Source organism: Pseudomonas floridensis, from assembly GCF_002087235.1.
Taxonomy (GTDB): Bacteria; Pseudomonadota; Gammaproteobacteria; order Pseudomonadales; family Pseudomonadaceae; genus Aquipseudomonas; species Aquipseudomonas floridensis.
In genome coordinates this window covers 48,574-60,718 of the sequence record NZ_MUIO01000065.1, presented here as the reverse complement: position 1 = coordinate 60,718, position 12,145 = coordinate 48,574, and the positions used below count along the sequence as shown (strand labels likewise).

The following is a 12,145-nucleotide window of genomic DNA, read 5'->3' as shown; positions in this document are numbered from 1 at the left end:
GGTTGGATGGCTCTTGCGGTGGAGGCGGCGGAGTAGCGGCGGGGGTCTGGCTGTCTGCCTTGGCCGATGCGGCGGGCTTGGGCGCGGCGGGTTTTCTGGCTGCCGGCTTTTTCGCCGCAGCCGGTTTAACGGCTGGTTTTTTGGCAGCGTCCTTGGCCTTGCTGGCCGTTTTCGACGCCGCTTTCTCGGTGGCATCCAGCGGCTTGGTGGCGGCTTTTCTGGCAGCGGGTTTGGCCGCGGCTGCCTTGTCAGCGACCTTGTCTGCAGTCTTGGCGACGGTTTTGGACGCTGCTTTCAGCGGTTTGGCCGTTGTCTTGGGTGCAGGCTTGGGTGCAGCGGCCGCGCGTGAAGCGACCGGACGCGCCTTGCCACCCGTTAGTTGCTCGATCTGCTGAGTCAGTTGATCGACCTTGCTGTGCAACGCTTGCACTTCATTGCGGCTCGGCACGCCCAGGCGCGAAATCGCGCTGTTCAGGCGCTTGTCGAATGCGCCCTCAAGCTCATTCCACTTACCCAGTGCCATGTCTTTCACATCACCGACACGGGACTTGGTCGCCTTAGCTGTGTCCTTGACCTCGTCGAGTTGCTTCTGCGCCTCGGCCTTGGTCTGTTTTTCGGCTTTCTCGCCGTCTTTTACCAACGTCTCGAAAAGCTTACTGCCGTCATTGCTTATCTTGGAGTAAGCGCCTAAACCAGCCAGCCAGATTTGGCGGGAGTACTTCTCAACCTCGCCAATCCAGGAGCTGCCTTCTTTCTCTACCTTTTTCTTGCCAGCCATCCTGCTCTCCTTATTGTCCAGGCTCAGAACGTTCGAGTCGTTTAGGCTCAGAGCGTTCGAGCTTTTTAGGCCCGACACGTTCAAGCAATGCCGTCAGCTCATCGAGCTTAGCAGAGAGCGTGTCCACGTCATGTTTAGACGGGATGCCGACGCGGTTCAAGGCTTTTGCGACGCGGCGGTCAAATGCACTTTCAATCCGGTCGAGTTGTGCTTCAACGCGGCCCTTGGCGTCGGACACTTCGCCCTTGATCGAGTCCATCTCGCTGTTCGCCGCTTCAAGCTTTTGATCGAGCGCTTTCCTGGCCTCTTTCTCTGCTTCTTCGCCGGTCTTGATCAGCTCTCTGACGTACTGCGTGCCTTCCTCGTTGACCTTGGAATAGGCACCCAGGCCAGCCAGCCAGATTTTACGGGCATACAGTTTGACGTCGGAAAAGGTGGAAGCCTGTTCGTCTTCGATTTTTTTCTTGATGGTCGCTCTGGCCATGGTGCACCTCATGCTCGAAAGTTGAAGGAACCGCCCGATTGGGGCATGGACTCAAAGCTACGGAGAAAAATTAGAATGCTCACCCTAGGGTGAAAGGAAAAGGACGGAGCTCGACAGACTGGCGAACCTCGACAGACGGGAACGACTATTCAGGCAGCCAGCGCCTTGTCCAGCACCCGCTCGACCTCGGACTTGATCGAACCGCTCATGGTCGACAGGATGAAGTTCAGGTCGATATTGATGCGGATCAGTTCGTCCTCCACTTCGACCTTGCCTTTGGCGCCCTTGCCTTCCAGTTTCACGGTGTCTCCCACCCACTCATGCGCCAGGCCGTATTTGTCGGCCAGTTTCTCTACCAGCTGCTCCGCGCGCTCGCGAGCCTGATCCCGGCCCAGCGAGTGAGGGCGCTCAACAGTTATCTTCGCCATGGGACAGCTCCTTGATCGTCGGATGAAATGCGGCGCAACTATATACATCCGCCTGCATCCAAGAAAGCGTTGGCGGTGAGCCTTGTCAAGACAAAGCCAGCCTTGACGATTAGAATGGCCCGCAATCTATTCCGGTGAAGCGATATGAACGATCAGCGCAAAGGCAGCGATGCCGAACCTACGACTCACTTCGGTTACAAAAATGTACCGGAAAGCCAGAAGGCAGAAAAAGTCGCTGAGGTATTCCACTCGGTAGCGGCCAAGTACGACCTGATGAATGACCTGCTGTCCGGCGGCATGCATCGACTCTGGAAACGTTTCGCCATCGAGCTGTCCGGCGTTCGTACCGGCAACCGCGTGCTCGACATCGCAGGCGGCACGGGCGACCTGACCCGCAAGTTCTCCAGCCTCGTCGGCCCGACCGGCCACGTGGTGCTGGCCGATATCAATGCCTCGATGCTCAAGGTCGGCCGTGATCGCCTGCTGGATCTGGGTGTGGCGGGCAATGTGGAGTTCGTCCAGGCCGACGCTGAAAAGCTGCCGTTCCCGGATAACCACTTCGACTGCGTGACCATTGCGTTCGGTCTGCGCAACGTGACGCACAAGGAAGACGCCCTGCGCTCGATGCTGCGGGTGCTCAAGCCTGGCGGTCGGCTGCTGGTGCTGGAGTTCTCAAAGCCGACCAACAAGCTCATGTCCAAGGCCTACGATGCCTATTCGTTTGCCTTCATGCCGCTGATGGGCAAGCTGGTGACCAATGATTCGGAAAGCTACCGCTACCTGGCTGAATCGATCCGTATGCATCCCAATCAGGAAACCCTGAAGTCGATGATGGTGGAAGCCGGTTTCGACCGCGTGACCTACCACAACATGACTTCAGGCATCGTTGCCCTGCACCGCGGCATCAAGCCGTAATGTTGTTTCGGGGGCTGCTCACCAGCGCCGAGCACGGCATCAACCGGGTATTGCGGCTGGACAGCACGGCATTGCCGCGTCTGGCGCGCCTGTCCGGCCATGTGATCAAGGTCGAATGCCGCGATCCGTCCCTGAACATTTTTATTCTGCCCAGTGACGAAGGTCTTCTGCTGGCGCCCGAGTGGGCGGCCGACGCGGATTGCATTCTGCGTGCGCCCGCCTCCAGCCTGCTGCGCCTGGCGTTGAGCAAGGAAAAGACGGCGGTGCTGCACGGTCCGGAAGTCGAACTGGACGGCGACAGCGGCTTGCTGCTCGAGCTGACCGGCATTCTTCAGGACCTGGAGCTGGACTGGGAGCACGAGCTGTCACGCTGGCTCGGCCCGGTCGCCAGCCAACTGGTCAGCGGCCATTTGCGCAGCAGCGCCCGCCGCACGCGTGATAACGTGGCCAGTCTCAGCCAGAACGCTGCCGATTTCCTCAGTGAAGAATCACGCACCCTGGTCGGCAGGCATGAAGCCGAGGCCCGGTTTGCCGAACTCGATCAGATCAAACTCGATCTGGAACGTCTCGAGGCGCGCTTTGCACGCCTCGCCCAATCCCTCAATACCAGCGATAACGCATGAAGCTGCTTGCCGTCCGCCGTCTGTTTCGCATTCAACGTGTCGTTATCCGCTACCGCCTCGATGACCTGTTGTTCGCCCTGCCCCTGCCGTGGTGGATGCTCGCAGTACGTTTCGTGCTGCCATGGCGCTGGCTGCCGCGCAGCAAGTCGGAGCTGAGTCGCGGCGCACGCTTCCGCCTGGCGTTGCAGGATCTGGGGCCGATTTTCATCAAGTTCGGGCAGTTGCTCTCGACGCGACGCGACCTGTTGCCCGAAGACATCGCCGACGAACTGATGCTGCTGCAGGACCGCGTACCGCCGTTCGATCAGAATCTGGCGATCAAGCTGATCGAAGAACAGCTCGGCGCCAGGATCTGCGACGTGTTCAGCCGCTTCGACGAAACACCTCTGGCCTCCGCTTCGGTCGCCCAAGTGCACGCCGCCCGTCTCAAGACCGGCGAAGAGGTCGTGGTCAAGGTCGTGCGTCCGGGTCTCAAGCCGATCATCGGTCAGGACCTGGCGTGGCTGTTCATCCTGGCCCGCACCGCAGAGCGCGTCTCTGCCGATGCGCGTCTGCTGCACCCGGTGCAGGTGGTGATGGATTACGAGAAAACCATCTACGACGAGCTGGACCTGCTGCGTGAAGCGGCCAACTCCAGTCAGTTGCGCCGTAACTTCGAAGGCTCCGACCTGCTTTACGTGCCTCAGGTCTACTGGGACTGGTGCCGCCCGAAGGTGCTGGTCATGGAGCGCATCTACGGTGTTCAGGTGACCGATCTGGCGACACTGGCCGATCAGCGCACCGACATGAAACTGCTCGCCGAGCGTGGGGTGGAAATCTTCTTCACCCAGATCTTCCGCGACAGCTTTTTCCACGCCGACATGCATCCCGGCAACATCTTTGTCAGCACCGTCAGCCCGTGGAGCCCAAAGTACATCGCCATCGACTGCGGCATCGTCGGCAGCCTGACGCCCGAAGACCAGGATTATCTGGCCCGCAACCTGTTCGCCTTCTTCAAGCGCGATTACCGCCGTGTGGCGCAATTGCACATCGATTCGGGCTGGGTGCCGGCGGAAACCAAACTCAATGAATTCGAAGCAGCGATTCGTACCGTCTGCGAGCCGATTTTCGAGAAGCCGCTCAAGGACATTTCCTTCGGTCAGGTGCTGATGCGCCTGTTCCAGACCGCACGCCGCTTCAATATGGAAGTCCAGCCGCAACTGGTCCTGCTGCAAAAGACGCTGCTCAACATCGAAGGACTGGGTCGCCAGTTGTACCCCGAGCTCGACCTGTGGAGCACCGCGCAACCCTATCTGGAGCGCTGGATGCGCGAGCGCGTCAGCCCTAAAACGCTGGTCAGCAATCTGCAATCGCAGGTCGAGCAACTGCCGCACATCGCCAACATGACTCGCGACCTGCTGGAGCGGCTGTCCCGTCCGCATGCTTCCGATCCGCCGAACCCATGGCGCGACAATAAAGATGGCTGGGCCTTGCGACTGATCGGCTCGGCGCTGCTGGCCGGTGGCGTCATCCAGGGCTGGGTGATCAGCGAGGCCGGTACGCAACTGCCGACCCTCGCCGCCTGGCCTGCAGCGATCATGCTCATTGCCGGGCTGTATCTGATCGTTCGCCGATAGCCAGCAGCGCATGGCGCTGGCACACTGTTCAACCCGCCGGGCCTCAAGTCCGGCTGCCGGAGTAGATATGAAAGACTGGCTGGACGAGATTCACTGGAACAGCGACGGTCTGGTGCCTGCAATTGCTCAGGACCACAAGACCGGCCGCGTACTGATGATGGCCTGGATGAACCGCGAGGCCCTGAGCCTGACGGCTTCCGAGAATCGTGCAATCTATTGGTCGCGTTCGCGTGGCAAACTCTGGCGCAAAGGTGAAGAATCGGGTCATGTGCAAAAGCTGCATGAGCTGCGCCTGGACTGCGATGCCGACGTCATCATTCTGATGGTCGAGCAGATCGGCGGCATCGCATGCCACACCGGACGCGAGAGCTGTTTCTATCGGGTGTATGAAAATTCAGGCTGGAAGACCGTAGACCCGGTGCTGAAAGATCCTGATGCTATTTACCACGCAGGCCACTGAACATGACTGATACGCTGTCCCGCCTGGCCGAGGTGCTGGAATCACGCAAGGATGCCGCTGCCGACAGTTCCTATGTCGCCAGCCTGTATCACAAGGGTTTGAACAAGATTCTGGAAAAACTCGGCGAGGAGTCGGTTGAAACCATCATTGCTGCCAAGGACGCCGCCGTCAGCGGTGATTGCAGCGATGTGATTTATGAAACGGCTGACCTGTGGTTTCACAGCATGGTCATGCTCGCGGCACTGGGTCAGCATCCACAAGCCGTGCTCGATGAACTGGACCGCCGCTTCGGGCTGTCCGGCCATGCGGAAAAAGCCGCACGCACAGCGGACTGACTGTCTCCCCTTTCGAGCTTGAAGAATCTTCTACGAGGACTGTTTCATGGGTATTTTTGACTGGAAACACTGGATCGTCATCCTGATCGTCGTGGTACTGGTTTTCGGTACCAAGAAACTCAAGGGTCTGGGCACCGACGTCGGCGAATCGATCAAAGGCTTTCGCAAAGCCATGAACGATGATGAAAAACCTGCCGACCAGCCTGCACCACAGCCTCAGCAGGCCCAGGCAGCGCCGCAGGGCTCGCCCCTGAACCAGCCGCACACGATCGACGCGCAAGCGCACAAAGTCGAAGAGCCGACCCGCAAAGACCAGGTTTAAGACCATGTTCGGTATCAGCTTCTCTGAACTGCTGCTGGTCGGACTCGTGGCCCTGCTGGTACTGGGCCCCGAGCGACTGCCCGGCGCGGCACGCACCGCAGGCCTCTGGATTGGCCGACTGAAGCGCAGCTTCAACGCGATCAAACAGGAAGTTGAACGTGAAATCGGCGCCGACGAAATTCGTCGGCAGTTGCACAACGAGCACATTCTTTCGCTGGAAGATGAAGCGCGCAAAATGTTCGCTCAGCAACAGCACCCGGAAGTCGAGTACGAGCCGGTCAACCCGCAGCCTGCGTCACCGCAAGCACCTGCGCAGGCCGCATCGCACAATGAGATCGGTCCGGCCGAGCCTGCCGTCAAACCGACGCTGACGCTTGAGAAACCCGCAAAACCTGCTGCCGTATCAGCCCCGGTCGCCACGCCCTCTCCCGCCCACGATTCGTCATTGCCACCGCGAGCCCCATGAGCGCAGATATCCCGGAAAACGATCAGCAAATGCCACTGATCTCGCACCTCACTGAGCTGCGGACACGCCTGTTGCGCTGCGTGGCCGCAGTGTTTCTGATCTTTGCCGGTCTGTTCTACTTCACGCAGAAGATCTACACGCTGGTGTCGGCTCCTTTGCGGGTGTATCTGCCGGAAGGCGCGACGATGATCGCCACCGACGTGGCATCACCCTTCATCACGCCGTTCAAGCTGACCATGATGGTCGCACTGTTCCTGTCCATGCCAGTGATCCTGCATCAGATCTGGGGCTTCATTGCACCGGGCCTGTACAAGCATGAAAAGCGCGTGGCGATTCCATTGCTGGTGTCGAGCATCATCCTGTTTTATGCAGGCATGGCATTCGCCTATTTCCTGGTGTTCCCGCTGATTTTCCACTTCTTCGCCAGCGTAACGCCGGAAGGCGTGTCGATGATGACCGACATCGCCAGCTACCTCGACTTCGTGATGACCCTGTTCTTTGCCTTCGGCGTGGCGTTCGAGATCCCGGTCGCGGTGGTGTTGCTGGTCTGGATCGGCATCGTCGACGTGAAATACCTGAAGAAGATCCGTCCATACGTGATCATCGGCTGCTTCGTGGTCGGCATGATCCTCACCCCGCCGGACATCTTCTCCCAGACCCTGCTGGCCGTGCCGATGTGGCTGCTGTTCGAACTGGGCGTGCTGTGCAGCGGCATGATCAGAAAGCGCGGCGAGCACCCGGACGACGAGGAAGAAACCGACAAGCAAGACCAGCCGCCTGCGACCCAGCCGTGAACCTGCTGTTGCTCGAAGAGGCCGACTTCATTGCGGCCGACCGTGTGGTGTTGCGCGACCGCCGCCTCAAACACATGCAGGAAGTGCATCGCGCCGAGGTAGGCGATAGCTTGCGTGTCGGTCGCATCAACGGCCTGCTTGGCAGCGCCGAACTGCTGCGCCTCGAGGCTCATGAAGCCGAACTGCGCGTCTCGCTGGACGCCGCCCCTCCGGCAAAGCTGCCGCTGACCCTGCTTCTGGCGCTGCCGCGGCCGAAGATGCTGCGCCGGGTTTTCCAGACCGTCGCGACCATGGGCGTGCCGAAAGTCATTCTGCTCAACAGTTACCGAGTGGAAAAAAGCTTCTGGCAGACGCCCTTTCTTGAGGCCGAAGCGATCCGTGAGCAACTGATTCTGGGACTGGAACAGGCTCGCGACAGCGTGCTGCCGGAAATCATCATCGAAAAGCGCTTCAAGCCTTTTGTCGAAGACCGCCTGCCGCAACTGGCCCTCAATACGCTGGGCCTGGTGGGCCATCCAGGCCCTTATCCCGCCTGCCCACGCGCTGTCAGCGAACCGGTCACCCTGGCCATCGGACCGGAAGGCGGCTGGATTCCCTACGAGGTTGACCTGCTCAGCCGCGCCGGTTTGCAGCCGGTGCAACTGGGCGACCGTATCCTGCGGGTCGAGACGGCTGTTACTGCGCTGCTCTCACGTTTGTTCTGATTCAATCCGTGTGCACCCAATCGCTTCAGTTAACTGTCGACTGGCCGATAGGGTTGGACACGCACAGGAATAAGACGTCGAGGAGTGGTCATGTATCGCGGGTTAACTCAAAGTCTCGCTAATGCGAGTGTCAGCTTGAAATTGGCCATCGGCTTCGGCCTGGTGCTGGTGATGACCCTGATGATCTCTACCACGGCATGGTTTAGCACCAATGCCCTGATAGACCGTGGTGATCGGGTCACCGCGATCGCCAATGTCAACGAGTTGACCCTTCAGCTGCGCATCAGCCGCATGCGCTACGAAGCGCTGTTCAATGCCGAGACGGCAGCCGACGTCAAAACCACTCTCGATCAGCTCGATGCGTCCCTGCAGGAAGCCAGAAACCTGCTCCGCTCTCCAGAAAACATTCAATTGCTCGATGGGCAGATTCAGGCCGCCCGCGAGTACCGTCAGTCATTCACCGAGATGACCAAGGCCATTGATACCCGCGAGTCCAGCCGTAGCCAGATGGGCGACAACGCCGACAAGGCAGTGGAGCAGGCCAACAAGATCGAAGCCGAGCTGCTCAAGCAAGACAATATCCTGGCCTTCAACGGCATCGTGGGTGTCAGCAAGTTGATCCAGCAGGCTCGCTTCCAGGTGCGCGGCTACACCTACAGTGGCAAGCCGGAATTCGAAAAGAACGCCAATCAGGCCATCGACGAAGCGATCACAGGCATCAATACCCTGGCGGGCGATATTTCTTCTGAGTTCACCCCGTTACTGCAACAGGCCATCGCAGGTCTGAAAGGCTACCGTGCGGCCGTAGGCCTGTACCGTGACTCTCAGGCCGCCAGCCGGGTTGCGCTGGAGAAAATGACGGCATTGGGCGTGAAAATGCTGGCCACCAGCAGTGACATGATCGAACGTCAGAACAAAAGCCGCGACGTCGAAAGCGAGCATGCCGTCATGATGATCGCGGCCGCAACGGCGCTGGCGCTGTTGTTGAGTGTGCTGGCCGCCTGGATCATTACTCGCCAGATCACCACCCCGCTGCAGCAAACCCTCGAAGTCGTGGAACGCGTTGCGGCAGGCGACCTGAGCCGCAACCTGAGCGTTAACCGCAAGGATGAGCTGGGTAAGCTGCAAAGCACCATTCAGCGCATGACCGTGAGCCTGCGCGAGCTGGTCGGCGGCATTCGCGATGGCGTGACCCAGATTGCCAGCGCCGCCGAGGAGCTGTCAGCGGTCACCGAACAGACCAGCGCAGGCGTCAACAGCCAGAAGGTCGAGACCGATCAGGTGGCCACGGCCATGCACGAGATGACTGCCACCGTTCAGGAAGTCGCTCGTAATGCCGAGGAAGCGTCCGAAGCCGCAGTGGCTGCCGATCAGCAGGCGCGCGAAGGCGAGCGAGTGGTCAACGAAGCCATCACCCAGATCGAGCGTCTGGCATCGGCAGTGGGTAACTCCAGCGAAGCGATGGGCGCGCTGAAGCAGGAAAGCGACAAGATCGGCAGTGTGCTGGACGTGATCAAGTCCGTGGCCGAACAGACCAACCTCTTGGCACTCAACGCCGCCATCGAAGCCGCACGTGCCGGAGAAGCCGGTCGTGGCTTCGCCGTGGTCGCCGACGAAGTGCGCAGCCTGGCGCAGCGCACCCAGAAGTCCACCGAAGAGATCGAAGCGCTGATCGTCCGCCTGCAGAGCGGCACGCAGCAAGCGGCCACCGTCATGGACAGCAGCCGCGAACTGAGCGCCAGCAGTGTTGATCTGACCCGCCGCGCCGGTGGCTCGCTGGAAAACATCACCCGCACCGTCTCGGCCATTCAGGCGATGAACCAGCAGATCGCGGCTGCAGCTGAGCAACAGAGCGCTACTGCCGAAGAGATCAACCGCAGCATCATCAATGTGCGCGACGTCTCGGAACAGACCTCGGCCGCCAGCGAAGAAACTGCGGCGTCCAGCGTTGAACTGGCGCGTCTGGGCACCCACCTGCAAACGCTGGTGAGCCGCTTTACCGTCTGAGTGAAAAACGCTCGGTCCCGCGTGCACGATGCTACGCGGGACCGGTCCGGTACGCAGCAGCGTGACGCCCGTCACCCTTGCAGCCTGCTCGGAAATCTCCTACGACCTGTTCAGGTCACGCGATTCAACTCCTCGCCGATGCGTTCATAACGCAGGTTCCGGACCTTTCGGGACCTGGTTTCGTTCGCATACCGCAGGAGTATTTCAATGCCTGGAAGGATCACACAAACGCTTGGCAACCTGAGCGTCAGACTCAAATTGTCGCTGGGTTTCGGCCTCGTGCTGCTGTTGACGCTGGCAATCACGCTGACTGGCTGGCATGGCCTGGACACCATGATCGATCGCTCGGAATCGCTTTCGGCCATTGACCGGCTCAACAGCCTGACCAAGGACCTGCGCACCGAGCGAATCATCTCTCGCGTGGAAAACATGCCGGAGAACGTTGTGAAGGTGGTGGACCGGCTCAACGAGATCGAAGCCCACCTGCTGGCATTGCGCAGGCAAAGCGACGAAGCAGACGCGCTGGCCAGCCTCGAAGCCCAGAGCCAGTTGATCAGCCACATGGAAAAGACCTTCACCGAACTGGGCCTCGATCGCGACGCCCGTGAGCAGATGCGGATCTTGCTCGAGCAAAAATCCGAGCAGGCCGTAAAGGCCGTGGAACAGGTCGAAGTGCAGGTGCTCAAGGCGGTCAGTCAGGAGCAGGACAACGGGGACCGGCTGGACGAGTTCACCAATCTCTCGCAGCTCAAACAGCAGATTCAGGTGGCCCGCTATCAGGTGCAGGCCTACACCTTCACAGGCAAAGAAGCCGATGAAACCGCCGCGATCACGGCGATTGATGAAGCCCTCAAGGAAATGCAGCAGATCTCTCAGGATCAGGCAGATGAGAACATTCAGGCGCTAACGCCTGCCAGTGAAGCGTTGCAGCAGTACCGTGAACAACTGACCCAATTCAAGGTGATTCAGGTCAAGACCGAAGCGGGTCAGGAAACCCTGGAAGATCTGGGCGACAAGATGCTCGGTGCTGTCGCCGAGCTGAGCCGCCTGCTGGGTGAACGCCGCGACAGCGAAGCGGCCGCCTCCAGAAAGACCCTGACCGCCGTCGCCGGTCTGGCGCTGATGGTCGGGCTGCTTGCAGCCTGGGTCATGACGCAACAGATCACCGCACCGTTGCGCCAGACGCTGACCGCCGCAGCGCGCATTGCACAAGGCGACTTGAGCAAGGACCTGGAAGTCGGCCGTCGCGACGAACTGGGGCAACTGCAGAACAGCATGCAGGCCATGACCGTCAGTCTGCGTGAACTGATTGGCGGCATCGGCGACGGGGTTTCGCAGATCGCCAGCGCCGCCGAACAGCTTTCGGCGGTCACCGAGCAGACCTGCACCGGGGTCAATACGCAGAAAGAGGAGACCGATCAGGTGGCTACTGCCATGAATGAAATGGCGGCCACCGTTCAGGAGGTCGCCCGTAATGCCCAGCAAGCCTCACAGGCTGCCGCGCAAGCGGATCAGCAGGCCCGGCAAGGCGATCAGGTGGTAGGCCAGGCCATCAGCCAGATCGAACAGCTGGCGCTCGAAGTGGTGAACTCAACGCAGGCGATGAACCAGCTCAAGCAGGAAAGCGGCAAGATCGTGGGGGTTCTCGACGTAATCAAATCGGTATCCCAGCAGACCAATCTGCTGGCCCTGAATGCGGCCATCGAAGCGGCACGCGCCGGTGAGGCAGGACGCGGTTTCGCAGTAGTTGCCGATGAGGTGCGCAGCCTGGCGCAGCGCACGCAGAAGTCGACCGAGGAAATCGAAGAGCTGATCGCGGCATTGCAAACCGGCACTCAGCAGGTCGCCACCACGCTGGACAACAGCCGCAGCCTGACGGACAACAGCGTGGACCTGAGCCGCCGGGCCGGAAGCGCGCTGGAACAGATCACCCGCACCGTGGCGACCATCCAGCAGATGAATGAGCAGATCGCCACAGCCAGCGAGGAACAGAGCACGGTTGCCGAGCAGATCAACATGAGCGTGATCAACGTGCGCAACATTTCCGAGCAGACAGCGTCCGCCAGCGACCAGACCGCCAGTTCAAGCGTGGAACTGGCGCGCCTGGGTTCGCATCTGAAAGCACTGGTCGGGAAATTTCGAGTGGTTTGACGCAAGAGGCCGTGAGAGCCATCGCTTTCAGTAAGGTATCCGCTAACCAATAGCGATGGCTG

At 60.1% G+C, this 12,145-nt stretch carries 14 protein-coding genes and 1 pseudogene; 12 read left to right on the top strand and 3 right to left on the bottom strand.

Translation table 11 applies throughout. The features are described 5' to 3' along the window. From BZK31_RS16465 to BZK31_RS16455, 3 genes are all read right to left on the bottom strand, one after another. Positions 1 to 778, bottom strand: a 778-nt coding sequence (locus BZK31_RS16465) for a phasin family protein (RefSeq protein ID WP_083184016.1), incomplete at its 3' end; no start/stop codon positions are given. A gap of 10 nt (positions 779 to 788) precedes the next feature. Further along, complete coding sequence (locus BZK31_RS16460; RefSeq protein WP_083184015.1) at positions 789 to 1,262, bottom strand: phasin family protein; 474 nt, start codon at positions 1,260 to 1,262, stop codon at positions 789 to 791. A gap of 149 nt (positions 1,263 to 1,411) precedes the next feature. Beyond that, positions 1,412 to 1,690, bottom strand: a complete 279-nt coding sequence (locus tag BZK31_RS16455) for a polyhydroxyalkanoic acid system family protein (protein ID WP_083184014.1) — start codon at positions 1,688 to 1,690, stop codon at positions 1,412 to 1,414. Positions 1,691 to 1,834: 144 nt separating this feature from the next. Between BZK31_RS16455 and ubiE the strand changes: the two genes are divergently transcribed. The 12 genes and pseudogenes from ubiE (at position 1,835) to BZK31_RS30605 (ending at position 12,083) form a co-directional block, all read left to right on the top strand. Continuing rightward, entirely contained in the window at positions 1,835 to 2,605 is a 771-nt protein-coding gene (gene ubiE / locus BZK31_RS16450; RefSeq protein WP_083184013.1) for a bifunctional demethylmenaquinone methyltransferase/2-methoxy-6-polyprenyl-1,4-benzoquinol methylase UbiE, read from the top strand. Beyond that, positions 2,605 to 3,228 carry a ubiquinone biosynthesis accessory factor UbiJ gene (locus tag BZK31_RS16445; protein WP_083184012.1) on the top strand — a complete coding sequence of 208 codons (624 nt, stop codon included), beginning with the start codon at positions 2,605 to 2,607 and terminating at the stop codon, positions 3,226 to 3,228. The genes ubiE and BZK31_RS16445 overlap by 1 nt, the downstream gene beginning before the upstream one ends. Continuing rightward, positions 3,225 to 4,844 carry a ubiquinone biosynthesis regulatory protein kinase UbiB gene (ubiB, locus tag BZK31_RS16440; protein ID WP_083184011.1) on the top strand — a complete coding sequence of 540 codons (1,620 nt, stop codon included), beginning with the start codon at positions 3,225 to 3,227 and terminating at the stop codon, positions 4,842 to 4,844. The genes BZK31_RS16445 and ubiB overlap by 4 nt, the downstream gene beginning before the upstream one ends. 67 nt (positions 4,845 to 4,911) lie before the next feature. Continuing rightward, positions 4,912 to 5,304, top strand: a complete 393-nt coding sequence (gene hisI / locus BZK31_RS16435) for a phosphoribosyl-AMP cyclohydrolase (protein ID WP_003414224.1) — start codon at positions 4,912 to 4,914, stop codon at positions 5,302 to 5,304. A 2-nt stretch (positions 5,305 to 5,306) separates the two neighbouring features. Next, entirely contained in the window at positions 5,307 to 5,639 is a 333-nt protein-coding gene (locus BZK31_RS16430) for a phosphoribosyl-ATP diphosphatase (RefSeq protein WP_004882690.1), read from the top strand. A gap of 46 nt (positions 5,640 to 5,685) precedes the next feature. Next, positions 5,686 to 5,961, top strand: coding sequence for a twin-arginine translocase TatA/TatE family subunit (locus BZK31_RS16425; protein ID WP_083184010.1), 276 nt, complete (start codon positions 5,686 to 5,688; stop codon positions 5,959 to 5,961). 4 nt (positions 5,962 to 5,965) lie between these two features. Beyond that, on the top strand, positions 5,966 to 6,427 hold the full coding sequence (tatB, locus tag BZK31_RS16420; protein ID WP_083184009.1) for a Sec-independent protein translocase protein TatB: 462 nt from the start codon (positions 5,966 to 5,968) through the stop codon (positions 6,425 to 6,427). Further along, on the top strand, positions 6,424 to 7,221 hold the full coding sequence (tatC, locus tag BZK31_RS16415) for a twin-arginine translocase subunit TatC (protein WP_083184008.1): 798 nt from the start codon (positions 6,424 to 6,426) through the stop codon (positions 7,219 to 7,221). The genes tatB and tatC overlap by 4 nt, the downstream gene beginning before the upstream one ends. Next, entirely contained in the window at positions 7,218 to 7,925 is a 708-nt protein-coding gene (locus BZK31_RS16410; RefSeq protein ID WP_083184007.1) for a 16S rRNA (uracil(1498)-N(3))-methyltransferase, read from the top strand. The genes tatC and BZK31_RS16410 overlap by 4 nt, the downstream gene beginning before the upstream one ends. A gap of 90 nt (positions 7,926 to 8,015) precedes the next feature. Further along, on the top strand, positions 8,016 to 9,932 hold the full coding sequence (locus BZK31_RS16405) for a methyl-accepting chemotaxis protein (RefSeq protein ID WP_083184006.1): 1,917 nt from the start codon (positions 8,016 to 8,018) through the stop codon (positions 9,930 to 9,932). Between the two features lie 207 nt (positions 9,933 to 10,139). Then, positions 10,140 to 11,225: pseudogene (locus tag BZK31_RS30610) on the top strand (methyl-accepting chemotaxis protein); the annotation flags it as partial. Beyond that, the gene (locus BZK31_RS30605; protein WP_415639628.1) at positions 11,208 to 12,083 is read left to right on the top strand and encodes a methyl-accepting chemotaxis protein; all 876 of its coding nucleotides are present in this window, start codon (positions 11,208 to 11,210) and stop codon (positions 12,081 to 12,083) included. The pseudogene BZK31_RS30610 and the gene BZK31_RS30605, both read left to right, overlap by 18 nt. Positions 12,084 to 12,145: the final 62 nt, after the last annotated feature.

Excerpts from the sequence above, each read along its gene's own strand:
- BZK31_RS16430 (WP_004882690.1), top strand. The coding sequence starts at position 5,307 with ATGACTGATACGCTGTCCCGCCTGGCCGAGGTGCTGGAATCACGCAAG.
- tatB (WP_083184009.1), top strand. The coding sequence starts at position 5,966 with ATGTTCGGTATCAGCTTCTCTGAACTGCTGCTGGTCGGACTCGTGGCC.
- ubiB (WP_083184011.1), top strand. The coding sequence starts at position 3,225 with ATGAAGCTGCTTGCCGTCCGCCGTCTGTTTCGCATTCAACGTGTCGTT.
- BZK31_RS16425 (WP_083184010.1), top strand. The coding sequence starts at position 5,686 with ATGGGTATTTTTGACTGGAAACACTGGATCGTCATCCTGATCGTCGTG.
- ubiE (WP_083184013.1), top strand. The coding sequence starts at position 1,835 with ATGAACGATCAGCGCAAAGGCAGCGATGCCGAACCTACGACTCACTTC.
- tatC (WP_083184008.1), top strand. The coding sequence starts at position 6,424 with ATGAGCGCAGATATCCCGGAAAACGATCAGCAAATGCCACTGATCTCG.
- BZK31_RS16445 (WP_083184012.1), top strand. The coding sequence starts at position 2,605 with ATGTTGTTTCGGGGGCTGCTCACCAGCGCCGAGCACGGCATCAACCGG.
- hisI (WP_003414224.1), top strand. The coding sequence starts at position 4,912 with ATGAAAGACTGGCTGGACGAGATTCACTGGAACAGCGACGGTCTGGTG.
- BZK31_RS16460 (WP_083184015.1), bottom strand. The coding sequence starts at position 1,262 with ATGGCCAGAGCGACCATCAAGAAAAAAATCGAAGACGAACAGGCTTCC.
- BZK31_RS30605 (WP_415639628.1), top strand. The coding sequence starts at position 11,208 with ATGCAGGCCATGACCGTCAGTCTGCGTGAACTGATTGGCGGCATCGGC.
- BZK31_RS16455 (WP_083184014.1), bottom strand. The coding sequence starts at position 1,690 with ATGGCGAAGATAACTGTTGAGCGCCCTCACTCGCTGGGCCGGGATCAG.
- BZK31_RS16405 (WP_083184006.1), top strand. The coding sequence starts at position 8,016 with ATGTATCGCGGGTTAACTCAAAGTCTCGCTAATGCGAGTGTCAGCTTG.